We start from the raw sequence: 24997 nt of genomic DNA on the forward strand, positions 1-24997 counted from the left end.
CACGCCGAGGCGAATCACAAAATAGGTTGAACCCCAAATAAAGTAGAGGGCAAACAGCGCGGCAATAAGGGTGGGCAGAGAGGAGGCGCGGCGTAACATAATTCACTTATTTTTTAATTAACGTTGCGTTAACTTAACCTCAAACCCGCCTCACAACCAAATGAAAAAGCGGATTTTTTCGCTGGCTAAGGATTGTGATCCCATAAACGACGTGGCTGGTGCATAATTGATGAAGATCGCATTTGTTAACATTCTCACGGTGAACCATGAACAGTATCAAACTCACGGTAAAACGGCTCTATAAACTCAGCGGCGAACGCATGGTGAATGCGCAGGCGACGGCGCATGTTTACGTGGGTGAGAAACGGGTGGCAACCGAAGAGATTACAGGCATGACCGAAAGTCCGGTCAGTAAATTTCTGCATCATACCGAAGCGCAGGGTCAGCCGGTGAGAGTGGAATGGGAGTGTGACGGTATTGCCGATATGGCTGTGGTTGAAGTGCAGGTTTGTCCCTGCTGTCAGCATAATGAACTGGAATAAGGAAACGCATTTTGGCCGGAAGTAGCTTACTGACGCTGTTAGATGATATCACCACGCTGCTGGATGATATTTCGGTAATGGGAAAGATTGCGGCAAAAAAAACCGCGGGTGTGCTGGGAGACGATCTTTCGCTGAACGCGCAGCAGGTAAGCGGAGTGAAAGCCAACCGTGAACTGCCGGTGGTGTGGGGCGTGGCAAAAGGTTCGTTTATTAATAAGCTGATTCTGGTGCCGCTGGCGCTGGTGATCAGCGCGCTGGCGCCGTGGGCGATTACGCCGCTGTTGATGATTGGCGGCGCTTACCTTTGCTATGAAGGCATGGAAAAGGTGCTGCACAGCGTCCACAAGGACAAATCAGAGAAAACGCCGGAGGCGCGCGAAAAGCGGCTACAAAGCCTGGGCAAGGAGAATGCGGCGGAATTCGAGAAGAAAAAAATCAAGGGCGCGGTGCGTACCGATTTTATTCTCTCTGCTGAAATCGTGGCCATTACCCTGGGGATTGTTGCCGAGGCGCCGCTGCTCAACCAGGTGCTGATCCTTTCCGGCATCGCGATCCTGGTGACTGTGGGGGTCTATGGCATCGTGGCCGGCATTGTTAAAATTGATGATTTAGGCATGTGGTTGCAGGAAAAATCTTCTGCGGTAGCGAAAAGCATTGGCGGCGCGCTGCTGGCGATGGCGCCGTGGATGATGAAGATTCTGTCGGTGGTCGGCACGCTGGCGATGTTTTTAGTCGGCGGCGGTATTGTTGTTCACGGCGTGCCTGCCCTTCACCATGCAATTGAGCATTTCACGGCGGGGCATGGCGGCGTCAGCGGCTCGATTATCGTCAACCTGGCAAACCTGGTGGCCGGGTTGATAGTGGGTGCGATTGTGCTGTTGGTGGTCAATCTGATTGCCAAAGTGCGGGGTAAATCAGTATAAAAGCAGACGATGTGCATTCAGACTACGCAGGAGTGACGATGAAAGACGACATTTTCGAATTTGATATTGATGCTCAGTTAGAGCAGGCAGAAGCCAGAGCAGAAGAGAAAGCCCGCGAAGTGCCGCAGGATCTCAGTGACGAAGCGGACTGCGAAGGCTGTAAAATCTGACCAGGGCGCAAACAAAAAGCGGGTGAATTCACCCGCTTTTTTTACGTTTCGCCGTCGCCGGAAACGTTACACGTTCCCTTCGTTATCCTCTTCTACGGCTTTATAGATGCGTTGCAGGATATCCGGAAACGCAGACTGCACGCGGCTCCAGCTCGGTATAAACGGCTTTTCGTTCGGGCGCTCGATAAACGACTGGCCTGCATCAAGGATCGCCTGAGTAAACATTTCAACCGCTGCCTCTTCAGCATGCTGATCGAACTTCAGGCCGTTCATCGTCGCCTCATGGCTGTAGGTTTCCATCATATCGAGCGCGTTACGATAATAGGTGGCCTTCAGCACGCGGAAAGAGTCGCTGGTAATATTCACACCCATGGTTGCCATCTTACGCAGCAGTGACTGCACGATATCGTTGCTCATCCGGCGCAATCCGCCCGTGCCGTCCTCTTCGGAGAGCGGTTGATGTTTGTGGTCGTAGTTATCGGCGATCTCCACCTGACAGCTTTGTCGCGTGGTGTAGTTACGATAAATTTCCGATAACACGCCGATCTCCAGTCCCCAGTCGCCCGGCAGCTTGATGCCGTTGAGCACGTGGGTGCGCATGGCAAATTCGCCCGACAGCGGATAGCGGAAGCTGCTCAGGTAGTCGAGATACTCCGAGTGCCCGTAAACCTTTTGTAGCGAACGCAGCAGCGGCCCAACCAGCAATCGGCCTACGCGGCCATTCAGTTTGCCGTCGGCGACGCGAGCGTAGAATCCCTTACAGAACTCATACTGAAACGCAGGGTTGGCCAGCGGGTAGAGCAGTCGCGCCAGCATGCCTCGCTCATAGGTGACAATATCGCAGTCGTGCAGCGCCACGCAGGAGGAGCGGTCTGATGCCAGCGTGTAGCCGGTGCAGAACCAGACGTTGCGGCCTTTACCTGGCTGAGAAGGCGACAGTCCCTCTTTGTCCAGCTCGGCGTCCAGTGCTTTCAGTCTCGGGCCGTCGTTCCACAGGATACGGTGACGCTGCGGCAGCCGCGAAAAGAACTCCCGCGCGAATAAAAACTGTTCGCGGTCGGCACGATCGAGACCAATCACAATCTCTTCGAGATAGGGCACCTTCGCCAGTTCATCGACAATTTTACCGAGCGCCGGGCCTTCCAGTTCGGAGAAGAGCGAGGGAAGGATCAACGCCATTTTGCGCTTTTCAGAGAAGCGAACCAGATCTTCCTCAAGCGTTTCAACGGAACGTCCGGTTAAATTATGGAAATTTGTTATCACGCCATTCTGAAAAAAATCACTCATTACATTCCCCTTAATCGAATTATCTTGCGAAAAAAAGCGCTACTCCTGCGCTAAAAACCAGGTCAGGCCTTCGCTCCAGCCTTCGGGGCCATAAAGCGCGCAGCGGTAGATCCGCGCTTCATCGCGACGTGAAAGCGTAACGGGCGTGTTGTTATAGCCTTTAATGACAACGGCATAATCCGTGCTGTCCAGCATGGGCGCATCATTCGGTCCGTCGCCCAGCCCTAACGTAATCCAGGGCTGCCCGGCGCGCGAGGGGATATGCTTCAGCAGCCACGCCAGCGCCGTGGCTTTGCCGCTGCCTTCATTCATCACGTGCCAGAAGCGCCCGCCCTGAATCAGCGCCAGGCGTTGTTCTTTCAGCGCCTGCTGGAAACGATCAAAGTTCTCCTGGCTGTCACGCCAGATGATGCTCTCTGAACCCTGACGATCTTTCGCCAGCGCCGCATCGCCTGGCGTCAGGCCCGTCCACTCCGAAACTTCTTTTTCCGTGACGTCGGCAAAACCAATGAATTTGAAGCCCTGCTGATTGCGTAACTGCGCCAGGGTTTGGCAAATGGCGGGATAATCCTTGCCATCAGGGATGAGCGGCGGCACCTCGCTGACATCGCCGCCGTTAACTACCGCGCCGTTTTCGCCAATCCAGGGCGCGCCGGAAATGCCCAACGTCTGCTGAAGCGGCACGATCTCCGCAGCCGTCTTGCTGGAACAGATCACGACTGGCACGTCGGCGGCATTCAGCCTGTCGAGCCATGATTGAGCAGGCTCCCAGCCGTAAGTGTGATGATCGAGCAGTGAACCATCCAGGTCGGTCACTATCATTAAAGGATCCTGCACCGTTGGCATATTGGCATTCCTCATCTGTGCGGCAAAAGTGCTGCATTATCATGGAGTATAGACTTACTGCTCTTTGGTAGAGGCTTCTTTACCCGGCGAAAAGGGAACGGTGCAGGGAAAACCAGGAATTTTCTCAAAAGATAGCGGGCTGATAATCACCCAGGAAACAAGTTTGCGTTTTGGCAGGCGGCGTCAGCACTGGCATCACGAGGGAGTGGTTTAAAAACAGGCTGCAAAGTCAGGGAGATAAACGTTGAACTTAAGACTTGTCTTAGTCTTGAGTTGCGCTACGCTTTGTTGGTCTAAGAATTTCCTGTGTAACGAATTTTATTTATGAACTTTCATACCCGGCCACTGGCCGGGTTTTTTTATTTTTAACGGGCAAAAAAAAAGCCCGCGCTGCGCGGGCAAAATCCTTGTTACGTCTGCGCCTTTGGGTGGAGCAGTGAAAGAAGTGTAAGATTTTACGCTGTTATAAATCTCGTCAGGAAACGTTAAGAAAGTGAAAAAGAGGATTACGATGCTTTACGTTAGAGGTAAGGCAAAGTGGTGATAAACGGCTAAGCTTATCAATCAATTATAAGAGCTACTCTTTTAAAAAAGGATCGTTTATGGATTTTTTACGCATTGTTATTGCCATTCTTCTGCCACCTTTGGGCGTTTTCATGCAGGTCGGCTTTGGCGGCGCCTTCTGGCTTAATATTCTGCTGACGATTTGTGGCTACATTCCCGGCATCGTGCACGCCGTCTGGGTCATCGCGCGCCGTTAACCGCTCACGCTGCGCCGTGCAGTAATTTCAGATAAACTTAGCGCACACACGGGAGGGAATGCGATGAAGGTCAACGATCACGTTACGGTTAAGACGGATGGCGGCGAACGGCGTCCGGGTAAAGTGCTGGCGGTGGAAGAGTTCAGCGAAGGGACGATGTTTCTTGTTTCGCTGGAAGACTATCCAATGGGGATCTGGTTCTTTAACGAAGTTGGCCATACCGATGGCATTTTTGTCGAACCGCATCCGGCAGGGTGACGGTTTCTGACGTGCAGCGGCTTTCGCCGCTGCATGCTGCATTGACTCAAAACGTTTCCCAGTTATTGCCTTCCGCCAGCGCAGGGCGAGCGGGCAGGGCAGGCGTCTTCAACGTTGTCAGGGCTGGCACCACCGGCGGGGCGGCGCGCGGTGCGCTCTCGCGGAGGCGAAAGGCTGCAACGGCCTGAGTCAGACGCGAAGCCTGTTCTTCCAGCGACGAGGCGGCGGCCGTCGCTTCTTCAACCAGCGAGGCGTTCTGCTGCGTGACGTTATCCATTTCAGTAACGGCTACGCTGACCTGCTGAATGCCGCGACTCTGCTCATCCGAGGCGGCCGCGATCTCCGCCATGATATCCGTTACCCGGCCTACGGCGCCGACAATATCGGTCATGGTTTCGCCGGCATGGCTCACCTCAGAGGAGCCTTTATCGATAAGTGACACCGACTCGGCAATCAACCCCTCAATCTCTTTTGCCGCACCGGCGCTGCGCTGCGCCAGATTACGTACCTCGCTCGCCACCACGGCAAAACCGCGACCCTGCTCGCCCGCTCTGGCCGCTTCTACCGCCGCATTAAGCGCCAGAATGTTGGTCTGAAATGCAATGCTGTTGATCACGGTGGTGATTTCGGCAATTTTCTTCGAGCTGCCGGAAATGTTGTTCATGGTAGCGATCACGCCGGAGACAATACTGCCGCCCTGATGCGCTTTGCCTGACGCATCTGCGGCCAGCTGGCTGGCGTGATGCGCATTCTCGGCGTTCTGTTTCACCGTGGCGGTCAGTTGCTCCATGCTGGCGGCCGTCTGCTCAAGCGCGGCGGCCTGTTGCTCGGTACGTGACGAGAGATCGGTATTACCTGCGGTGATCTCGCTGGAGCCCTGGTAGATAGCCACCGCCCCTTCGCGAACCACGCCAACCGTCTGAACCAGCGACTGCTGCATAATTTGCAAATTACTGCCCAGCATGCCGATCTCGCCGCGCCCCCACTGCTGTATCGGTGCAGTGAGATCGCCCTGCGATATCCGCTCTATACGCTCTACCGCCTGATGGAGTGGCGTAATCACCACCCGGCGCAGGAAGATGAAGGTGGTCAGGGTGAGCAGCAGCGCGGCGGCAAAGGCGCAGGCCATCATAATAAAGCTCAGACGTGTCTCCCGCTGCGCTTCGGCGTTGATCGCGCTGGCGCGTTCGGTGCGGATTTGAATCGCTTTCAGCAGGATGGCGTTATAAGCATCGTCCAGCTTGCGTGTGGTCTCGGTCTCCTGCGAAATCACCCCTTCAAAGCTGCCGTCTTTCGCGGCCTTAACCATCGGCAGCAGCCCCTGATTCAGATAGGCTTCAAAGCGTGTTTTCAGATCGTTATCCATGGCCGCATCGGCAGGCGTTTTTACCCGACGATTGAGATAGCTGGTGAAGCTGTCGCTGGCCTGCCGGATACGTTTGTCCGTCTGCTTCATGGCGGCTTCAAAAGCGTCCATTTCGCCAATGCGCGCTGACGCACCTGCCTGGATAATGTTGAGTCGGGCGGTACGCAGGTTATTAGAACTGTTAGAAACCGCCATGCGTACCTGAATCTCTTCGGTAACATCCTTTAATGACTGATTACTGTGGGTCAGAAAGTAGCTGGCGAGGCCGATACACAAGGCGAATAACAAGAGAATGCCGCCAAGGATAACGGTAAATAAGGGAACGAGGCGCAGATGTTGCCAGAAGCTAATCCCATTCGGTTCGGCACTAAGCTGTAATGATTTCATGTGCATTTGCTCTCTGTAAGGATGATCAATGCGAGGTGTTGTAGAAGTCGCTTAAGAACATCGGCAGAGAAGAAAAAAGGGTGAGACGGGAAATGAGATCCAGATAACATAATGAGAAAGAAGAGCAAAAAAAAGCCGGCTGGCGCCGGCTTTCGGGTCACTGTCACCTGACGTTGACGTAGATACCGCTGGTCACGTTATCGGTCAGGCGGACCACATGGTAAATAACCTGCTTGTTGTGTGTTTTGATTTTACGCTTAATATTGCCTTTATGGGAAGAAACCGTCTTGGCCTTAATTTGCATTTTATCCGATATCTGTATGGTATCGTGGCCAGACATCCACATTTTAAGCATGTTTGATTCGGTCTGACTGAGCGTCAAAGGATGAATCTCACTGCTGGCTGAGTAGCGTGAAGATATATTGTTATTTTTTTGAAAATACGCCAGTAATAAACTATCCAGTGTTGCAGGCTTAATCGCTTTTGAGGTAATAATCAGGTTCTTACGAACGTACAGATACTCCTCGAAATGAATATTAGAGATAGCCATAAAAATAAAAAACAGTGTATCAGGGTGGTGCATGATAATGGCTCTGATGCGCTGGCTGGCGTCAGCTTCATGAATGAAACAATCTTCATTAATAAAAACCACGCCCGGCTGAAGCTGCTGACATTTTGTTTGTAGCTGTTCAATGTCGCTAACGGAGGTAATATTTTTCTTTTTCACCCCTTTAACTGACATATAGTCCATGAGCCCAAGCCGTGTGTAGTTGCATGAATCCATTATAATCGTTGGCATAATAGTGACCCTCACCAAATTGTTATCCGTTTAAATCAACGATGAATTACGCGTTTGTGTAGTAACTGTGTAGTACTAATTAAATGCTGAATGGCGATCTCATTATTATTTCTTTCTTAAACTGTCAAAGGCGCTTGAAAAGCCGCATTCATCCTGCCCATCTGTTTTAAAGCAAATCGTTTCTCAGTTAACCAGGTTACTGAAATTGCTCATTTTTTATGGGTTCTCTGACTAAATTATCAATGTACAGTGTTGAAAGTCATTTTTGTGATCCACGACACTATCGCGCAGATCGCAGAAAATTCTGATAGGACGAATCCTAAAAAACATTCATTTTTCGAATGAATGCCTGTGAAAAAAGCGTTGACATCATCTTTTGTATAGTCATCAATGCATCAAAGCCTGAATAATTAAAAACTTATTAAAAATCAGCAGCTTGATAGAAACGGTGCGACTGCGTACCGCGCAATGATACACATTTTACCCTTCATAAAATACGTCATATCCGGCTTGATAAGAATTATTTTCACTGGCGCACTCTTCTTATCAGAATTTCCTTAATGAAATTCTGATAAATATGGATCGGAAAATGCAGCTATACATTTTCAACGCTTAACAATGCTTATCTCATTACTAGGAAATAGTTAAGATTACTTACCTGGCATTTCAGACAAAATAGAGGAGAGTAGATCGAACACCTCACTGAACAAATGTTCACTGAAAGGCGCTATGAGAGGCATCATCAGGCTCAGGAAAACAATGCCCAATGATAAGGTAACAGGAAAGCCAATGGCGAATACAGAGAGCTGAGGTGCAACGCGGTTTAACAAACCCAGGGCCAGGTTAAGCGTGAGCAGCAGAGTAATCAACGGCAGCGCTAATCGCAGGCCATTAAGGAAAATCAGACTTGCCGCTTTAGTCAGCGCCATAAACGCGTTTGCGTTAACGGGTTCGCCGCCGATAGGCAAGGTATGAAAACTGTCGGCGACCATCGAAATCAGCCAGAGATGGCCGTTGAAGGTTAAAAACAGCAGCATGACCAGCAGATCCATAAAGCGCGCCAGCACCGGCATGTTCAGGCGGCTGGCAGGATCAAAGAAGGTGGCGAAGGACAAGCCCATTTGCAAACCAATCACTTCTCCGGCAGTCCGTACCGCAGCGAAAGCGAATTGCATCGTAAAACCTATCGCGATGCCTATAAGAATTTGCTGAATCAGCAGCCAGAAGCCGCCAACTGAGAACAGCGTCATATTTACCGGCGGCAGCGAGGGGATTAATACCCAGGTGATCATCACGCCCAGCCCCAGCTTCACTTTTCGGCTGATGGCTTTTTCGCTGAGCAGCGGCGCGGTCATGATCAATGCCAGCACGCGGGCCAGCGGCCAGAAAAGCTGGCTGGTCCACGCAATCAGCTGACTGCTGTCGAAGGTAATCATTAACCGATCATATAAGGCAGATTGCTAAACAGGGTGCGCATATAGTCCAGCACCAGATTCAGCATCCACGGGCCCGCCACCACGATAGTGGTCACAACGGCCAGAATTTTAGGAATGAACGACAGCGTTTGTTCATTAATCTGCGTTGCCGCCTGAAGCAGGCTGATAACCAGACCGCTGAGCAGCGCGGCCAACAGCAGGGGGGCGGCCAATGCCAGCGCGACCTGCATGGCATCGTGACCAATAACCATAACCGATTCAGGTGTCATAGTGACTCCAAAAGACCTAAGGGCCGGGTTCGCCGGACGTTACGAATAAAAGCTCTGCGCCAGCGATCCCACCAGCAATTGCCAGCCATCCACCAGAACAAAAAGCATCAGCTTAAAGGGCAGCGAAATGGTCGCCGGCGGCACCATCATCATCCCCAGCGCCATCAGTACGCTGGCAACGACCAGGTCAATAATCAGAAACGGAATGAAAACGGTAAAACCAATCTGGAAGGCTGTTTTCAGCTCGCTGGTAACGTAAGCGGGCAGAAGAATACGCATCGGCACGGCTTCCGGTCCCTGCAACGGCGGCGTGTTGGCGAGGCGCGCGAAAAGTGCCAGGTCGGCCTCACGCGTCTGACGCAGCATAAACTCACGCAGCGGCTGAGCGCCTTTATCAATCGCCACCTGCATGCTGATTTTGTCCTGGCTGAACGGCAGGTAGGCTTCATCGTAAATCTTGTCGAACACCGGGCCCATAATGAAAAAGGTCAGGAACAGCGCCAGGCCAAGCAGAACCTGGTTAGGCGGCGCAGAGGGCGTACCAAGCGCGTTGCGCAGCAAACCAAATACGATAATGATGCGGGTAAAGCTGGTCATCATCAGCAAAATGGCCGGAAGAAAAGTCAACGAGGTAATAAAAACCAGCGTCTGCACCGGCAAGGACCAGCTCTGTCCGCCGTTAGACATCGGTTGACTAATCAGACCAGGAAGCTGCGCGTGAGCGCCCGGCGCCAGCAGTAAAAGCAGCGCCAGCAGAGACAGAGTGCGTTTCATTATGGCTTTCCGGGGCGTTTGATTAACGTCTGCAAAACCTGACGGAAGTCTGCCGGAGCAGCCGGAGGTTCCACATTTTCTTCTTCCGGGGCGGGCGGCAGCGTGTGCAGATGGGTAATCTGCTGGCTGGTTACGCCGAGGACCAGGCGAGCATTTTCCACGTTGACAATCACCACGCGCTCGCGCTGTCCTACCTGACAGCTTGCGCTGACAGAAAGGCTTTTCTGCCCACGGACGCCGCGTTTAGGCGCAAAGCCAAAGCGCTTTGCCAGCCACGCGCCGGCGAGGATCAACAGAATAATCACGGCCAGAACGGTGCTGACCTGCGTCAGCATCGAACCGGTAGAGATGGCCGGCTGACCAACCGGCTGATGCTGTACCTGGGTTGTTTTTTCGTTCATTAGCGGCTCAGACGACGCATACGTTCAGACGGCGTAATGATATCGGTAATGCGCACGCCGTATTTATCAGCAACCACCACCACTTCGCCCTGCGCGATCAGGTAGCCGTTGATGAGAATATCCAGCGGCTCGCCCGCCAGACCTTCCAGCGCGACCACCGAACCCTGCGTCAGGCGCAGCAACTCTTTAATGGTCATTTTGGTACGGCCCAGCTCAACGGTCAGCTTGACCGGGATATCCATAATCAGATCGATATCCTGGAGCGAACCGGCAACGTCATTGCTTTCAAAGCTTTTAAAGACGCTTTCCGTTGGGGTGGTGCTGGCCTGCTCATTCATCGCGTCAGCCCACAGGTCGTCCGCGGAGATGTCGTCTTCGGACGGCTTATTGGTATCACTCATCGGGCTGTTCCTCATTCATCGAGTGCAAAATCGGGTTAATCAGATGTTCAACGCGCAGCGCGTACTGTCCGTTCAGGGTACCGTACTGGCTGGTTAATACCGGGACGCCATCAACGTGCGCGATAATGCGATCCGGTTTATCAATCGGTAATACATCGCCAGGCTTCAGCGCCAGCAGGCGTGAAATGCGCATCGACACGTCGGCAAAGTTAGCAACCAGCTCCAGTTCGGAGTGCTGAACCTGCTTAACCAGCGTCTCGCGCCACTGATGATCTTCCTGACGCGAGTTCTCCAGCGGCGGGTTGACCAGCGTTTCACGCAGCGGTTCGATCATGGCGAACGGAATGCAGATAGTAAATTCGCCTACCAGGTTGCCGATCTCAACGTGGAACGGTGTGGTGATCACGATATCGTTCGGGGACGTGGTGATGTTGGTAAACTTCACCTGCATTTCCGAGCGAACATATTCCACTTCAATCGGATAGATAGGCTTCCATGCTTCACTATAGCCTTCAAGCGCCAGTTTGAGCATGCGACGGATCACACGTTGCTCGGTGGCGGTGAATTCGCGGCCTTCCACTTTGGTCGGAAAACGACCGTCGCCACCAAACAGGTTATCAACAGCAATAAACACCAGGCTTGGCGAAAATACCACCAGCGCCGTCCCGCGCAGCGGCTTAAGCTGAATCAGGTTCAGGTTGGTTGGCACCGGCAGGTTGCGCGCAAACTCATGGTATGGCTGGATCTTGATTGCGCCGACGGTGATATCCGGGCTACGACGCAGCAAATTGAACAGTGCCATACGATACGAGCGTGCAAAACGTTCGTTAATGATCTCCAGCGCCTGTAAACGTTCGCGAACCATGCGACGCTGGGTATTGGGATCGTAGGGACGAATATCACCATCGCCAGCGTTTTTATCGTTATCTTCTGCCGCGCTGTCGCTGTCGCCGTTGAGCAACGCGTCAATTTCCGCCTGTGAAAGAATGCTGTCGCCCATGTTATTACCTCAGGATAAACGCAGTGAAGAGCACGTCGCTCACTACCTGCTGAGGCTGACCGGGTACCAGCGGTGGCGCCAGTACAGCTTTAATTTCTGACACCAGCGCCTGTTTGCCCTGTTCGTTGGCCAATGAAGCGGCATTCTGACGTGAGAGCAGCAGCAGCAAACGGCTGCGCACTTCCGGCAGAAAATCGTTCATGCGACGACGCGTCTCTTCATCGGGCAGACGTAGCGTAAAGCCCACGTACAGCACGCGATCGGGATCGTTATCTGGATTGATCAGGTTAACCGTAAAAGTATCCATCGCAAAAAACACCGGCGCGGGAGGCGGCTCCGGCTTGTGGGCCTGAGCGGCATCGGCGGAAGTGCTCTTCATGCGCCAGACTATATAGCCCGCCACGCTACAAGCGACCAGAGTCACCACCAGTAATATCGGCAGCAGGAGCTTGCGTTTTCCGCTTTTGGCTTTTTTATCAGACATATGAGCTATGACTTCCTGTGATGATGTAGGAGGATTTGAACAACGTCGTTCTTATTTCCTCCGGCTTTATGGGCAGATTATCCCGCGTCTTGCGCCAAACAATAGGCAGAAAAGACGCGGGTTTTGCCGCTAGCTTAGGCGTTTGTCTTTATCAGGCAAAAATATCGACGGCGCTGTTGCCGGAAGCGCGCGCCTGGAGCGAGGCGGGCACCGCCAGCGGCGTCACATCGGCGTCGCCGTCAGCGGTGAGGCTGAAGGTATTGCCGCCGCTGTTACGCGGTTGCTGCTGCTGTCCGTTAAAGCTTTGCCCCTGTTGGAATGCGTCACTGCTGACGTTGCTTTGGCCCAGACTGATGCCGTTTTCCGCCAGGGCGGTGCGCAGCTGCGGAAGCGCGGCTTCAAGTGCGGCACGTACATGACTGTGGTTGGAAACCATGCTGAGCTGCGCCTGATCGTTATCCAGTTTCAGGCTGATCTGGATGCTGCCAAGATCCTGTGGATGCAAATGCAGCTCGGCGCTCTGCTGGCCGTTGCGGCTGAACATAAGGATCTGCTGTCCCAGCGCCTGTTGCCACTCCTCACTCCCTAACTGTGAGGTAAGCTGCGGCGCAGCTGCCGTGGCAGTAAACGGAGAGACGGTGGCAGGCGTAACGGCGGCCGACGCTGCGCCGAGCAGCGTATTGCTGGTGGTCGTGGCAGGCGCGGCAACTGAATTATCTTTATCGGCTTCTTTACCGGCCTGGCTCATTACCTGCTGAAACGTGCTGGTTTGCGAGGCAACATCGACAGGCGCACTCGGTGCGTGTGCCGCGCTCTGATTAAGGCTGGCGGTCAGGCTTTTACCCGTTTTATCGGCAGCGGCTTGCGTATCGCCGGTCAGCATCGCGCCGAGCGTGCTCTGTTTGCCCACTTTATCCTGCACGTCCTCCGTTACCGCCTCGCCGTTTCTCAGCGCGCTGCCGGTCGGTTGGGTCGCCGTTGGCGGCAGCATGGCGAAAAGCGCCTGAAGAGTTTGCATATCGCTGTCGCTGAGCGAGACAGCCGGATGCTGTTCATCTTCTTTCTCATCACTGACGGTTTTCACCTCGTCTTTAGCACCGGGCTGCCGGGTGAGCAGCGCGTTCAGCGTTTCTGGCTTATCTGGCGACATCAGCAACGCGTTCAGTTTCTCTTTTGAGGCCTGGCCGGTTTCGGCGGTTTCGGCCGCGTCAGTTGTCTGACCGGCGGATTCACTCTGTTTCGCCAGCGACAGGAGTTTATTACCGAGCAGGGCGACAAAGCCCTGAGGCGCTTTGCCCTGCACGCCGTCAACGCTGTCGCCTGCGCCTGCGCCAGCGATATCGGCAGCGGCATCGGCCTGGGCGGTGTCAGCTTTACCGTGGCTCGCGCTGGGTTTAATTCCGGAAGTCACACCTGGCAACGTAATCATTCGCCTTTCCTCAATGATGCCCGCTGGGCAAATTCATCCATCCGTTTCTGATCGAGACGGTTTTCTTGTAAGAGTACGTTAGCCTGCGCGCGCGCCTGAAGGGTTTCATAGGCGTGCAGCCGCTGCTGTTTGTCGCGCCAGAAGTTCAGCGCGTTTTCTACCCGACTGTTCCAGTGCGCCAGCTGCTGGCGGTGCTGCACAATCGCTTTTTCCAGCGTTTCAATAAACTGGTGATAGTTGTACCAGCGGGTGCTGGCAATCCCCTCCGCCATCGTATTGTTCAGGGATTTGCGATACTCATCCTGATAGTTGAGCAGCATTAATAACTGCTCATCGGCCTGTTTCTGCGCACGTCGCACGTCGCCAAGCTGGATAGCGGCCTTTTCGAGGTCTTTCTGCGCCAGATCGCACAGGGTATCGATGGGCGATGCTTGTTTAGCCATAACCTCTCCCGGACGTTAACCAAAAATGGCCTGTAGATGCAGGCAGGCGTCGTCAAAGGTGCTGCGTTCGAACATGCCCTGTTGCAGGAAGGTTTCCAGCTCAGGATAGAGTTTGATCGCTTTATCCAGCATTGGGTCGCTCCCTGCCGCATAGGCGCCCACGCTGACCAAATCGCGGTTGCGCTGGTAGCTGGAGAGCAACTGCTTAAACTGGCGAACGCGCGCGTAGTGTGTTTCATCAATCAGATGCGCCATCACGCGGCTGATTGAGGCTTCAATATCAATGGCCGGATAGTGACCTGATTCCGCCAGGCGGCGCGACAGCACTATGTGGCCGTCAAGAATGGCGCGCGCCGAATCGGCAATCGGGTCCTGCTGATCGTCGCCTTCGGTCAGGACGGTATAAAAGGCAGTAATCGAACCGCCGCCGTCGATGCCGTTGCCGGCGCGCTCCACCAGCGCCGGCAGCTTGGCGAATACCGAAGGCGGATAGCCTTTGGTGGCGGGCGGTTCGCCGATAGCCAGGGCGATTTCACGCTGCGCCATCGCATAGCGGGTCAGAGAGTCCATAATCAGCAGCACGTGCTGGCCACGGTCGCGGAAATCTTCTGCGATGCGGGTGGCGTACGCTGCACCCTGCATGCGCAGCAGCGGCGATACGTCGGCCGGTGCGGCAATCACCACCGCACGCGCGCGTCCTTCCACACCCAGAATGTTCTCGATGAAGTCTTTTACTTCACGACCGCGTTCGCCAATCAGCCCGACCACGATCACGTCAGCCTTGGTGTAACGCGCCATCATGCCGAGCAGCACGCTCTTGCCCACGCCGGAACCGGCGAACAGGCCCATGCGCTGGCCGCGACCGACGGTCAGCAGCGCGTTGATCGCACGAACGCCGGTATCCAGCACGTCGGTAATCGGCGTGCGCTGAAGGGGGTTAAAGGGCGGCGTGATCAGCGGCGCGCGGTAGCCGGTTTCCGGTGCGGGCAGACCGTCCAGAGGACGCCCGCTGCCATCGAGTACGCGGCCCAGCAATTCCGGGCCGAGCATTAACTGTTTACCGCTGTGCTGGCTGTCGCCCGCAACGCGTGCGTAAACGCGGGCGCCGGGTAGAATGCCTTCCACTTCTTCCAGCGGCATCAGGAACAGCCGCTGTCCATTAAAGCCGACCACTTCACTTTCTACTTCAGACACGTTTTGACCATCCAGACGCTCAATCACGCAGGTGGCACCCAGCGGCAGCTGTAGGCCGGTCGCCTCAAGCACCAGACCGGTTGCGCGGGTCAGGCGGCCATAGCGGCGCACGTCCGGCACCTGAGTCAGGCGGTTTTCCAACGAATCAAGCGCGCCAAGCCAGCGCGAAAGGCGAGTGGTCATCAGAGTTCTCCGGGCGCGGCCAGACGGCACAGTTCATGCCAGCGCGTGGCAATGCTGGCATCCAGATCGCCATCTTCGGCGCTGACCTTGCAGCCGCCGGGATGGATGGTGCTGTCCGCCATCAGGCGCCAGCCATGCAGGCTGAGCGTGGCGCCCAGCGTTTGTTCAACGCGCTGTAAATCATCCGGGTGTACACGCAGAGTAGGCTTGCCGCTGAACATCGGCTCCTGCTGGATCATCCCCTGGATCTGGCGGAGCAGGGCGGTGCCGTCGACGTGCGGCGCCTGACCGATCACCTGACGCGCGGCTTCCAGCGCCAGCTGCATCAGGCGTGCGGCGATGACGCTGTCCAACGCTTCCAGCGTATGATGAAACTCGGAAACCAGCTGCTGCATGCGCGCCTGAAGCGGGGCCTGCTGCTGCTGTGCTTCCGCCAGACCCTGCTGGAAACCGGCGTCATAGCCCGCTTTCTGTCCTTCGCTGAAGCCTTGTTGATGACCTTCAGTGTAGCCAAGACCCTGGGCCTCGGTGCGTACCTGGCTTTGCAACTGTTCCAGTTCGAACTGCTGCTGATCGAACGGTTCGGCATCGTCGGCGACCGGCTCCATCCGCTCTACAACGGACGGCTTATCGAGCTGAGTCAGGTCGTCGGGTTGCCAGCGCTGCCAGGCCAGAGGGGACTTATCAGACATACTGTTCCTCGCCGCCGCCAATCACCATCTCGCCGGTTTCCGCCAGACGGCGAACGATAAGCAGAATGGCTTTCTGCTCGTTTTCTACCGCAGACATACGCATCGGGCCACGGTTGGAGAGATCGTCGCGCAGAATATCGGCCGCACGCTGGGACATATTGCGCAGGAACTTCTCGCGCAGCGGCGGCTCGGAGCCTTTCAGCGCCACCAGCAGCGATTCGGACTCTACTTCCTGAAGCAGGCGCTGGATACTGCGGTCGTCCACGTCCACCAGGTTTTCGAACAGGAACATTTCGTCGATAATTTTCTGCGCCAGTTCGCCGTCGAACTCGCGAACCGCACCGATGACCGCCTCTTCCTGCTGCGACTTCATCAGGTTGATGATTTCTGCTGCGGTTCTCACGCCGCCCATCTTCGCACGCTTGAGGTTCTGTCCGTGAAGCAGTCCGTTCAGCACTTCGGTCAGCTCCGCCAGCGCCGCTGGCTGTACGCCGCCGAAGGTGGCGATACGCAGCATCACGTCGTGACGCAGACGCTCGTCAAACTGCGCAACGATATCGGCAGCCTGCGCGCGTTTCAGGTGTACCAGGATGGTGGCGATAATCTGCGGATGCTCGTCGCGGATCAGGTCGGCAGCGGCCTGCGGTTCCATAAAGTTGAGCGTTTCCATGCCGGTGGTGGTTTCACGGGTTTCAAGGATATCCTCCAGCAGGCTGGAGGCCCGTTCTTCACCCATCGCTTTAATCAGCACCGAACGCAGGTATTCATTTGAATTGAGGCTGAGCGCAGCAAACTGCTCGGCGTCCGTTTCAAATTCGCGCAGCACGTCGGTCAGTTGCTTGTGCGAGACCTGGCGCATATTAGAAATTGCGGTGCTGAGGTGCTGTACCTCGCGCGAATCCAGGTGTTTAAACACCTCGGCGGCACGGTCTTCGCCAATCGTCATCATCAGGATGGCGCTTTTTTCAGTTCCGGTGAGACTCATAGTTCTTCCTTCATCCACTGGCGAATGACCAGAGCAACCACGCGCGGATCGTTTTCGGACATTTCACGAATTCGCTGGCTCATTGCCTCAGCACTTACGCGGTGCTGAGATTTACGTTCCTGGTCCGCCTCATCTTTAGACAGGCTGACCGATACTGCGTCATTATCATCACGCTGCTGGCTGGCCAGTGCGTTCGCTTCGGCAACGGCTTTTTCCTGCTCTGCCTTGCGACGCAGCTGTGGACGAACCAGCTTACGATAAAGGATCCAGGCCACAATCAGCACCAGCAACCAGCGTCCCGCTTCCATCATCTGGTCGATGAAGGACTGCTGCTGCCAGAACGGCAGGTCGCCGCCGGTATCCTGCGCGCTTTCGGTAAACGGTGAGTTCACCACGTTCAGGCTGTCGCCGCGCTTGTCGGAGTAGCCCATCGCTTCACGCGTCAGGTTTTCAATCTGTTTGATCTGTGCGTCGGTCAGCGCAATCGGCTTACCGGCGGCGTCAGCCTTGTAGTTCACTACCACCGCAACGGAAAGACGCTGCACTTCACCCACGTTCATTTTTGTGTGGAGAATGGTGCGATCCACTTCAAAGTTAGTGGTGTTATCGCGTCGCGTGTTCGACGGCATCGCGCTGGCGGCCGTACTGGTTGAGCTCGCCTGGTTAGCCGTGCCGTTGGCTGCCGCGTTGGTATTGTTCTGACCGTTCGCCGTGTTTGCTGCGTTCGCACCGTTGGCACTGTTATTTGGTGTGGTAATCGGCGCCTGATTTGCCGGAGCCGGTTGGTTAGACAACGCACCGGGTACGCCGCCAGGATACTGACCACCGAGCTGCTCGCTATCGCTCATCTGACGAGAACGGATCGCCTGATTCGCCGGATCGCTGTTAGGCTTGAACTGCTCGTCGGTCTGCTCACGGGTGTTGAAATCAATCTGCGCCGTGACCTGTGCATGTACGTTACCGTTACCGAGGATCGGGCCAAGAATGGCTTCAATACGTTGCTGATAGCGGTTTTCAACGTCGCTGGCATATTTCAACTGCGCGTCGTTAAGGTCGCGACCGGCGTTGTCAGACTGGGTAAGCAAATGACCGGCCTGATCGACCACGGTCACGTTGCCCGGCGGCAGGCCAGCCACGCTGCTGGAAACCATATGGGTAATGGCGCTGATCTGCCCCTGATCCAGCGCGCGGCCAGCTTGCAACATCAAGGTAACGGAAGCAGAGGGCGCTTTCTGCTCGCGCACAAACAGCGACGGCTTCGGCATTGCCAGATGAACGCGAACATTTTTAACCGGACCGAGCGTTTCGATGGTGCGGGCCAGTTCGCCTTCCAGTGCGCGCTGGTAGTTAACCTGCTCGCTGAACTGGCTAATGCCGAATTTTTCTTTATCCAGCAGCTCAAAGCCAACCGCACCGCCTTTCGGCAAACCCTGTTCGGCCAGACGAAGACGCAGTTCGTGAACTTTCTCAGCCGGAACCATCAGCGCACCGCCTTTATCGTCAAACTGATAAGGGATGTTCATCTGGGTCAGTTGAGTGATGATGGCGCCGCCATCCTCATCGCTGAGATTGTTATAAAGGACACGATATTCTGGCTGTTTAGCCCACAGCACCATGGCGACCACGATGGCGACCACCGCCGCCGCTGCCAAAAGGATCGGTAGGCGAGGATTTGCGCGTAGGCGAGCGAACAGGTCGTTCAGACCTTTCTTCTCTGGTTGATCCTGCGTGACAGTTGCATTCATGACTCGTTCCTGCCTGACCGTTTCGTGTTATGTGATAACAAGACTGACTCCCTGAAGCGCTGGCTAGATATTTCCACTTCTGATGGCTGCCATTATTTTCTGAAATCAAAATTTCGATGGCTGGATAAGCCACGTTTTATGCATTCATTTAGAGCCTTTGTCTCATTGACATTGTGATAAGTTTAATGACACAAAAATTCCCTACTGGGATCTTACAGGAGAAAACGATGGCAATTCAGGGCATTGAAAGTGTAATGCAGCAGCTTCAGGCCACGGCAGTGCAGGCGGCTGGCGGACGTTCTGATGCGGCGAATCACGCCGACTTTGCGGGCGAGCTGAAAGCGGCGCTGAATAAAATCAGCGATACGCAAAATGCGGCACGCACGCAGGCGCAGGATTTTGAGATGGGCAAAGCCGGTGTGAATCTGAACGACGTGATGATCGACTTACAGAAATCGTCTGTTTCGATGCAGATGGGGATTCAGGTACGTAATAAACTGGTCAGCGCCTATACCGATATCATGAATATGCAGGTATAAAAGCCTGAACGGCGCTGCCGAAAAGCAGCGTTGCTGCTGCGGTGTGCATGGTGGGTCGTGCAGGGTTCGAACCTGCGACCAATTGATTAAGAGTCAACTGCTCTACCAGCTGAGCTAACGACCCGATGCGCACGCAATATTACCACTACATCTTATAAATATATTGCGTTATATCAAATATATTTAAACGCAAAGGATGCCCTGAAGTTTCCCCGATTTACAGGTGCTCGACTACACTCAGATCTTCTGGAGCGATTGGAGAGCACTATGTCAGATAAAAAACAGAATACCCACCGCAAGCATGAAGGTGATGTGCATAAAGGGTTGCCGGAGAACGCGCCTGATGTCGGTAATGCTTATGAAGAAGATGATTACCCGGCAAAAGACAGCCCTCAGGAGCACGGCGAGGTTCCCCGTACGCGTGATGACAGCGACCATCATAAAAAAGATCCCTTCAAACAATCCTGATCCTCGCATTATTATCGGGTTCGCGAAATGCGGCCCGATAATTAAAAAAACCTTCTGTACTTTTTCTTTCCCCTGCCGATAACTTCTCTGAGTCATTTTAGCTGCGCTAATGCTTGATACGTGAAAACGAAAAACGCGACACAACTCCGGCGGCTCGCTAATACCGTTGACAAACGACAATAACAACCCAGGGGATTTCACGTGGATAATTTTCAGAAAGAAATTGATGAGCGAGCGAACCTTGCATTATCCAATAAGTTTGAACTATTGCTGTTCAGACTGGGTGCCGATGCGGCGGATGAAAAGTCTGAACTGTATGGGATAAACGTATTCAAGCTGCGTGAAATTGTACCGATGCCGACCATAACCAAAGCGGCCGGCATGCGGTCGCCGCTGCTGGGGATGGCGAATATTCGCGGCCAGCTGATCCCGGTTATCGATCTGCCTGCCGTCGCTGGCTGCACGCCGACCACCGGCCTTAATTTGCTGCTGGTCACTGAATACGCGCGCAGCACGCAGGCGTTTGCCGTCGAGTCGGTGGAGGATATCGTCCGCCTTAACTGGAGCCAGGTGCATACCGCAGAATCCGGTGTGGGCAGCCGTAACATTACCAGCATCGCGCTGCTGGAAGGCACTCAGCAGGAAAATGCGATGGCGCTGGTGCTGGATGTTGAACAGATCCTGCATGACGTTATTCCATCCGTACGCGAGGTGAAAGAGGGCGATATCAGCCTGAAAAACTTCCAGATGAAGCCGGGCGCGGTGGCGATTGTTGCTGAAGATTCGAAAGTGGCCCGCTCGATGCTTGAGCAGGGGTTAAAAGCGATGGGTATTCCGGCCCTGATGCATACCACCGGGCTGGAAGCCTGGGAGCAAATCAAGGTAATGGCGCGCCAGGCGGCCGAAGAGGGGGTTTCGATACGCGACAAAATCGGGCTGGTGCTAACGGATCTTGAGATGCCTGAAATGGATGGTTTTACCCTGACGCGCAACATTAAAACCGATCAAAACCTTAAAAGTATTCCGGTAGTCATCCACTCTTCGCTGTCGGGCAGCGCGAACGAGGATCACGTACGTAAGGTGGGTGCCAACGGCTACGTGGCGAAATTCGAAATTAACCAGCTTTCCGCCATTATCCATAAGGTTCTGGAAGAAGCCGTGGCCTGATCCTGGTCGATAAAAAAGCCACATCAGTGGCTTTTTTTACGTCTCAGAGTTCGCCTGGCGTGCGCTGTACAACAAACTCCAGCGCATGTCGGTAAATATCCAGCTGAACCACGTCCTTTTCCGTCTCAAGCTTTTCTAACAGCTTAAAAATAATTGCCTTATGGGAGACGAAGACCTCCCTGGCGGAAAGCTCGTGAATAATGGCGGTGATAATGTCAGATTCACCGCTGTGCAACTCCCGCGCGAACTGAAAATCATCAGGTATTAAAGAATCCGTTGAATATTGTCGTTGTAACATCATCATCTCCAGGAGTTCACGTGCCTGCCAGAAAGATTCTGACCCGGCGATTACTGTAACATGCAGGCGATATCTGAAGGTAAACTTATACAATGTTTTCTGTTTTGTACAATTATGCGCAGGCCTTTTTACATAATTGTACGTTTTACTTCTCACTCATCTGCGCGACTTTTTATCTCTCTACGCCCCGACGAAGCGGCTTCTGACAAGCCTTTCACGCAAAATCCACTCGCCCGACGGCACGTTAATTAGCGCTAAATTTCCTTGTTGTACAGCAACCTGCTTTTCAGGGTGCTGAAAAGGGTTGATCGCAGCGAACAAAGAAAATACTGTATGTATAAACAGTACTAATAAGAGGTGCTAAATGATGCTCATTTCCCTGATGTTTTTAAAACGCGTTCATTGCATCCCGACAGCGCACAGGCAACTTTCTTTAGCAGGATCTTCTCCTGCCGTTTTATCTGTACGGTATGCTGCCTGCGTTTTTTATAACGACTTTTACAGGTGCCATTTTCCCGGGCTGTTAACCAGATAATAGTGGTCATAAGCGCATCTCCACACGGTTAGAAGATAAACAGACAGACAGTTCAGGACTGCTTGAATAACAGCAAACCTCCTGTTAAGAAAACAATAGCCATTGTTATTATTAATATCAATGGTTATTAAGTGAATAATTTTCGCTATTAGTTTAACTATTTGATTTAAAGGTGTTTGCTATTTTTTTAAGCTTTTTTTTACGCGTTGTTGTGGCGATTTTGCGAAAAGCTTTACTAATCTATTCATTTAAGACAATGCGTCAAAGTCCCTCTGAGGCTAATCTGTTTCAGAGGGCGGTTTTAGCGAGGGTAAAGTGATGATATCTGTGCTATACAGAGTTTCCGCAGGCTGCTATAAGGAAACAATTCTGCAAGGGCAGGATATGAATTCTTACCGCCTTAAATCACGGATCAGAAAAATTGCGACGCCAATTAACGCTGAGTCATCTGAGAGCTCAACGGCGGGCAGACGCGGATCGTCAACGGTTAAAAAACCGTTGGTTGGGCCTTCGAGATAGCGATAAACCGATACGCGGGAATGCACCTGCGCGATGACCAAATCTCCAGATTCTGCTGGTACGTCCGTATCGACAATAATGATGGTGCCGGCGGTGGCTTCGTTACACCCGCTGTTCCTTTCAAGAATATAGGCGCGCCAGGTCTTTCTGGCTTTTACCCCATTGGGCGTAGAGACCATCTCGTTGGTTTTACCCTCAGGGCCCCAGACGGCGACAGTCGTACCATTCTTTACTTTATCAACGCTGTTTAATCCAGCCGGACCACGCATTTCTCCTTCACCGTTTGCCAGCCATTCAACATTGACGTCTAATGCACGGGCGATATCGACAAGCTTACGCGATCCCTCCGCTTCTCCTTTCGTCAAACGCCAGATTGTAGGTTGAGACACGCCAGAAGCTTTGGCTAAAGCTCCCTGCGTAAATCCCATCGTAGACATGGCTATGTTCAGCCGCGAGGCAAGAGTATTAGGTTTCATATGACAGAATTTATAGCGACGCGTATTTTTCGTCAAACACGCTTTGCTATTGCGCATTTTAATACTCTATGCTATTAATTATCTCAAGTGATAGCAAAAGGGATTGGAAGGTTGCATTCGGGAACTATCACGTTGCTCTTTGACAATCTGGCCGTCCAGCCTAATCGTTGGAAACTTTACAGCGCATTCTGATGCCTGTCTTTTTACCCAATGCGGTGTCGCCGCGCTTACGCTTAATGCGTTGTCATAAGCGCCAGACCTTATCTCAATATTATATTGTGCACTCGTCGAGGGGGTTCCAATGCGGGATATAAAATTGTTACTGGAGGCGTGGGGAGGCTGGGCGGCGACCGACCACAGCGGCGTAAGTTATTCACACATTGCCGCAGGTTTTCGCGGCCTGATTACCTCTCCTCCGGCCACGCGTCCGATTTGTAGCGACCCTGACGGCATGATCCTCGATGCCTGTATCAGTCGGCTCAAGAAATATCATCCTGATGAACATCGCCTGTTGGTCGCACATTACCACTATCGTGTCTCTTTACGCGCGCTTGCGCGGCGACTGCACTGCGCAGACGGTACATTACGAAAACAGCTACAAACGGCCGAAGGATTTATTGAAGGTATGCTTTGCGCCATGGACAGCAGGTTGGAATTTGAAAAACGGTGTGAATTGTCTGATTAATATCCTTTGCTGCCTCAATATTTATACCTCTCTACAACTTATTTCCCTGAAGTTTAACGAGTCATTATCCATCAATATTTATCGGGACGGCCGGTGAGTCTCGCGGTAATACATTAAAGGAGCAGGCTATGAGCAAAATAATCCCAATTATTGCCTATGAAGAGGGCTATAAAGAGCACGCTTATATCGATACTGAAGGCTATCCGACAATTGGATGCGGCATTGTCATTGGTCCCAAAAATGCACCTCTGGAGAATTATATTTTTAACGTTCCCCGAAACGTTGGAGAAGTCTGGATGCAAAAAATAATTGATCAAAAAATAGCTGAAATAAACAGCCAACCGTCGTTGCGAGCCGCGCTGAATAAGTGTAATCAGGCGCGAGCGGATGTGCTTTATAGCATGGCTTACCAGTTGGGCGTATCGGGACTGTGCGCGTTTAAAAATATGCTGGTAATGATATCTGAAGGAAATTTTGACGGGGCGGCTGACGCGATGCTGAACAGCCGTTGGGCAAAGCAAACACCGGCGAGAGCGAGGCGCCATGCACAAGTAATGCGTACCGGTACTTATCAATGTTATCAGGGGGTTATATGAAATTCATCCTGTTTGTCGCTGTTATTATCGTGGCAGTTTGTATTACGTGGGTGGCATTCCGCCGCGGCAAAATAGAAATGGTTGCGCATGCGCATCTTCTTTCCAAAACATGGTCGGTCTGGCTGGCGTCAATCGGTTCGGCGCTGGGCGCATGGGCGCAATCCTTTCCTTCTTCAGCCATTACCGCATGGACCGGCCTGCCGGACGATGTGAAGACGGTGCTTCCACAGCATTACCTCGGCTTTATTGCCTCCTTCATGGTGGCCATGGCGGTGCTGGCGCAGTTTGTCCGTCAGAAAACACTCCTGGCGCAACGCCCTGTCGAAACGGATCAGAATACCACCAATGAGGGGCAAAAAGCATGAGCTTACTTCTCTCTCTTTTTTCAGGAAGCTGGCATCTGCTGGCGGGCATCGGCGTGGTGATCATGGCGCTGGTTGCCAGTTGGTTTGGTGGAAAAAAAAACGGCCGGGTTGAAGAAAAAGCCCGCGCGGAAGTCAGTGAAACGAAAAATGAACTATCACGCATTTCCGCCGTAGCAAAAAAGCAGGCGGAAAACAGTGAGGAGGCCAAAAATGTACAGGAAAATAATAACGCTCTCAGCGATGATGCTGCTCGTAACAAGCTGCGTGAATCCTCCTGGCACAGTGACAAGTAGCCCGCAGATATCAACGGACTCATCCTGTACTTTTTTCTCACCCATTAAAACTTACGGTAACGACTGGCAGTTGTTAGATATAAGAACTATCAGGGAAATTAATGCTCACAATGATATGTGGGATAAAATCTGTGTCGAAAGTCAGCGTAAATAAATAATACGCAATAACTGTCTGTGGAAAAAGACAGATTAATAAATAACGGATGCCATTCATTTAAGATGTTTCCCTCTTTTAGATGTTTTATTCCCTTAATTATTAAGTAAAGGTGACTGGTGAATGC

General features: G+C 53.1%; 31 protein-coding genes, 1 tRNA gene and 1 pseudogene. 12 read left to right on the forward strand and 21 right to left on the reverse strand.

What is annotated here, in order from left to right:
* A pseudogene (locus tag GS12_RS24965) lies at positions 1-99 on the reverse strand (EamA family transporter); the annotation flags it as partial.
* Between the two features lie 167 nt (positions 100-266).
* Between GS12_RS24965 and GS12_RS14355 the strand changes: the two are divergent.
* Genes GS12_RS14355 through GS12_RS25165 form a run of 3 tightly spaced genes read left to right on the forward strand, consistent with a single transcriptional unit; the run spans position 267 to position 1635 of the window.
* On the forward strand, positions 267-542 hold the full coding sequence (locus tag GS12_RS14355; RefSeq protein WP_034948233.1) for a hypothetical protein: 276 nt from the start codon (positions 267-269) through the stop codon (positions 540-542).
* Positions 543-553: 11 nt separating this feature from the next.
* A complete protein-coding gene (locus GS12_RS14360; RefSeq protein WP_034948236.1) occupies positions 554-1465 on the forward strand; it encodes a DUF808 family protein in 912 nt (303 codons plus the stop codon).
* Between the two features lie 38 nt (positions 1466-1503).
* Positions 1504-1635, forward strand: a complete 132-nt coding sequence (locus tag GS12_RS25165) for a hypothetical protein (protein ID WP_268747360.1) — start codon at positions 1504-1506, stop codon at positions 1633-1635.
* A gap of 66 nt (positions 1636-1701) precedes the next feature.
* On the opposite strand, the gene GS12_RS14365 is transcribed toward GS12_RS25165, so the two are convergent.
* The gene (locus GS12_RS14365) at positions 1702-2922 is read right to left on the reverse strand and encodes a glycosyltransferase family protein (protein ID WP_034915697.1); all 1221 of its coding nucleotides are present in this window, start codon (positions 2920-2922) and stop codon (positions 1702-1704) included.
* Positions 2923-2961: 39 nt separating this feature from the next.
* Positions 2962-3768, reverse strand: coding sequence for a mannosyl-3-phosphoglycerate phosphatase-related protein (locus GS12_RS14370; RefSeq protein WP_034948238.1), 807 nt, complete (start codon positions 3766-3768; stop codon positions 2962-2964).
* 602 nt (positions 3769-4370) lie between these two features.
* Here GS12_RS14370 and GS12_RS23395 point away from each other — a divergent pair.
* Together GS12_RS23395 and dsrB are read left to right on the forward strand one after the other, a co-directional pair.
* A complete protein-coding gene (locus GS12_RS23395) occupies positions 4371-4529 on the forward strand; it encodes a YqaE/Pmp3 family membrane protein (protein WP_034915692.1) in 159 nt (52 codons plus the stop codon).
* Between the two features lie 63 nt (positions 4530-4592).
* Positions 4593-4787, forward strand: coding sequence for a protein DsrB (gene dsrB, locus GS12_RS14380; RefSeq protein ID WP_034915690.1), 195 nt, complete (start codon positions 4593-4595; stop codon positions 4785-4787).
* A 46-nt stretch (positions 4788-4833) separates the two neighbouring features.
* On the opposite strand, the gene GS12_RS14385 is transcribed toward dsrB, so the two are convergent.
* The 15 genes from GS12_RS14385 to fliF form a co-directional block, all read right to left on the reverse strand.
* Positions 4834-6540: a methyl-accepting chemotaxis protein gene (locus tag GS12_RS14385; RefSeq protein WP_034948241.1), complete on the reverse strand. Its 1707-nt coding sequence runs from the start codon at positions 6538-6540 to the stop codon at positions 4834-4836.
* A 163-nt stretch (positions 6541-6703) separates the two neighbouring features.
* A complete protein-coding gene (rcsA, locus tag GS12_RS14390; RefSeq protein ID WP_034948244.1) occupies positions 6704-7339 on the reverse strand; it encodes a transcriptional regulator RcsA in 636 nt (211 codons plus the stop codon).
* A gap of 650 nt (positions 7340-7989) precedes the next feature.
* The gene (gene fliR, locus GS12_RS14395) at positions 7990-8775 is read right to left on the reverse strand and encodes a flagellar biosynthetic protein FliR (RefSeq protein ID WP_034915688.1); all 786 of its coding nucleotides are present in this window, start codon (positions 8773-8775) and stop codon (positions 7990-7992) included.
* Positions 8775-9044, reverse strand: a complete 270-nt coding sequence (fliQ, locus tag GS12_RS14400) for a flagellar biosynthesis protein FliQ (RefSeq protein ID WP_034915686.1) — start codon at positions 9042-9044, stop codon at positions 8775-8777. Before fliQ ends, fliR begins: the two co-directional genes overlap by 1 nt.
* A gap of 39 nt (positions 9045-9083) precedes the next feature.
* Positions 9084-9818: a flagellar type III secretion system pore protein FliP gene (fliP, locus tag GS12_RS14405; protein WP_034915684.1), complete on the reverse strand. Its 735-nt coding sequence runs from the start codon at positions 9816-9818 to the stop codon at positions 9084-9086.
* Positions 9818-10219, reverse strand: a complete 402-nt coding sequence (fliO, locus tag GS12_RS14410) for a flagellar biosynthetic protein FliO (protein ID WP_034948247.1) — start codon at positions 10217-10219, stop codon at positions 9818-9820. The genes fliP and fliO overlap by 1 nt, the downstream gene beginning before the upstream one ends.
* Positions 10219-10620, reverse strand: a complete 402-nt coding sequence (gene fliN / locus GS12_RS14415; RefSeq protein ID WP_034915679.1) for a flagellar motor switch protein FliN — start codon at positions 10618-10620, stop codon at positions 10219-10221. The genes fliO and fliN overlap by 1 nt, the downstream gene beginning before the upstream one ends.
* A complete protein-coding gene (gene fliM, locus GS12_RS14420; RefSeq protein WP_034948248.1) occupies positions 10613-11620 on the reverse strand; it encodes a flagellar motor switch protein FliM in 1008 nt (335 codons plus the stop codon). The genes fliN and fliM overlap by 8 nt, the downstream gene beginning before the upstream one ends.
* Positions 11621-11624: 4 nt before the next feature.
* Positions 11625-12104 carry a flagellar basal body-associated protein FliL gene (fliL, locus tag GS12_RS14425; RefSeq protein WP_034948249.1) on the reverse strand — a complete coding sequence of 160 codons (480 nt, stop codon included), beginning with the start codon at positions 12102-12104 and terminating at the stop codon, positions 11625-11627.
* A 151-nt stretch (positions 12105-12255) separates the two neighbouring features.
* Positions 12256-13533: a flagellar hook-length control protein FliK gene (locus GS12_RS14430; protein WP_034948250.1), complete on the reverse strand. Its 1278-nt coding sequence runs from the start codon at positions 13531-13533 to the stop codon at positions 12256-12258.
* The gene (gene fliJ / locus GS12_RS14435) at positions 13530-13976 is read right to left on the reverse strand and encodes a flagellar export protein FliJ (protein ID WP_034948251.1); all 447 of its coding nucleotides are present in this window, start codon (positions 13974-13976) and stop codon (positions 13530-13532) included. Before fliJ ends, GS12_RS14430 begins: the two co-directional genes overlap by 4 nt.
* A gap of 15 nt (positions 13977-13991) precedes the next feature.
* Positions 13992-15353, reverse strand: a complete 1362-nt coding sequence (fliI, locus tag GS12_RS14440; RefSeq protein WP_034948252.1) for a flagellar protein export ATPase FliI — start codon at positions 15351-15353, stop codon at positions 13992-13994.
* A complete protein-coding gene (gene fliH / locus GS12_RS14445) occupies positions 15353-16045 on the reverse strand; it encodes a flagellar assembly protein FliH (RefSeq protein WP_034948253.1) in 693 nt (230 codons plus the stop codon). The genes fliI and fliH overlap by 1 nt, the downstream gene beginning before the upstream one ends.
* Complete coding sequence (fliG, locus tag GS12_RS14450) at positions 16038-17030, reverse strand: flagellar motor switch protein FliG (protein WP_034948254.1); 993 nt, start codon at positions 17028-17030, stop codon at positions 16038-16040. The genes fliH and fliG overlap by 8 nt, the downstream gene beginning before the upstream one ends.
* Positions 17027-18775, reverse strand: coding sequence for a flagellar basal-body MS-ring/collar protein FliF (fliF, locus tag GS12_RS14455; RefSeq protein WP_034948256.1), 1749 nt, complete (start codon positions 18773-18775; stop codon positions 17027-17029). Before fliF ends, fliG begins: the two co-directional genes overlap by 4 nt.
* A gap of 227 nt (positions 18776-19002) precedes the next feature.
* On the opposite strand from fliF, the gene fliE reads away from it, so the two are divergent.
* A complete protein-coding gene (fliE, locus tag GS12_RS14460) occupies positions 19003-19314 on the forward strand; it encodes a flagellar hook-basal body complex protein FliE (RefSeq protein ID WP_034915658.1) in 312 nt (103 codons plus the stop codon).
* Between the two features lie 48 nt (positions 19315-19362).
* Here fliE and GS12_RS14465 read toward each other — a convergent pair.
* Positions 19363-19438 (reverse strand) — tRNA-Lys (locus GS12_RS14465).
* 143 nt (positions 19439-19581) lie between these two features.
* Here GS12_RS14465 and GS12_RS14470 point away from each other — a divergent pair.
* Together GS12_RS14470 and GS12_RS14475 are read left to right on the forward strand one after the other, a co-directional pair.
* On the forward strand, positions 19582-19782 hold the full coding sequence (locus tag GS12_RS14470) for a hypothetical protein (protein WP_034948259.1): 201 nt from the start codon (positions 19582-19584) through the stop codon (positions 19780-19782).
* A gap of 201 nt (positions 19783-19983) precedes the next feature.
* A complete protein-coding gene (locus GS12_RS14475) occupies positions 19984-20949 on the forward strand; it encodes a chemotaxis protein (RefSeq protein ID WP_034948262.1) in 966 nt (321 codons plus the stop codon).
* Between the two features lie 43 nt (positions 20950-20992).
* Here GS12_RS14475 and GS12_RS14480 read toward each other — a convergent pair whose 3' ends face one another.
* Together GS12_RS14480 and GS12_RS14485 are read right to left on the reverse strand one after the other, a co-directional pair.
* Positions 20993-21247, reverse strand: coding sequence for a biofilm development regulator YmgB/AriR family protein (locus tag GS12_RS14480; protein WP_034948265.1), 255 nt, complete (start codon positions 21245-21247; stop codon positions 20993-20995).
* A 927-nt stretch (positions 21248-22174) separates the two neighbouring features.
* Positions 22175-22834, reverse strand: a complete 660-nt coding sequence (locus GS12_RS14485; protein ID WP_235421188.1) for a LexA family transcriptional regulator — start codon at positions 22832-22834, stop codon at positions 22175-22177.
* A gap of 244 nt (positions 22835-23078) precedes the next feature.
* Here GS12_RS14485 and GS12_RS14490 point away from each other — a divergent pair, with 244 nt between their 5' ends.
* From GS12_RS14490 to GS12_RS14505, 4 genes are all read left to right on the forward strand, one after another.
* Entirely contained in the window at positions 23079-23462 is a 384-nt protein-coding gene (locus GS12_RS14490) for an antiterminator Q family protein (RefSeq protein WP_034948267.1), read from the forward strand.
* Positions 23463-23590: 128 nt separating this feature from the next.
* Positions 23591-24058, forward strand: coding sequence for a glycoside hydrolase family protein (locus GS12_RS14495; RefSeq protein ID WP_034948269.1), 468 nt, complete (start codon positions 23591-23593; stop codon positions 24056-24058).
* Positions 24055-24423, forward strand: a complete 369-nt coding sequence (locus GS12_RS14500) for a DUF7940 domain-containing protein (RefSeq protein ID WP_034948270.1) — start codon at positions 24055-24057, stop codon at positions 24421-24423. Before GS12_RS14495 ends, GS12_RS14500 begins: the two co-directional genes overlap by 4 nt.
* Positions 24420-24716: a hypothetical protein gene (locus GS12_RS14505; RefSeq protein ID WP_034948271.1), complete on the forward strand. Its 297-nt coding sequence runs from the start codon at positions 24420-24422 to the stop codon at positions 24714-24716. Before GS12_RS14500 ends, GS12_RS14505 begins: the two co-directional genes overlap by 4 nt.
* Positions 24717-24997 lie beyond the last annotated feature (281 nt).

Origin of the sequence: Erwinia oleae, assembly GCF_000770305.1 — a bacterium.
GTDB classification, from domain to species: domain Bacteria; phylum Pseudomonadota; class Gammaproteobacteria; order Enterobacterales; family Enterobacteriaceae; genus Erwinia; species Erwinia oleae.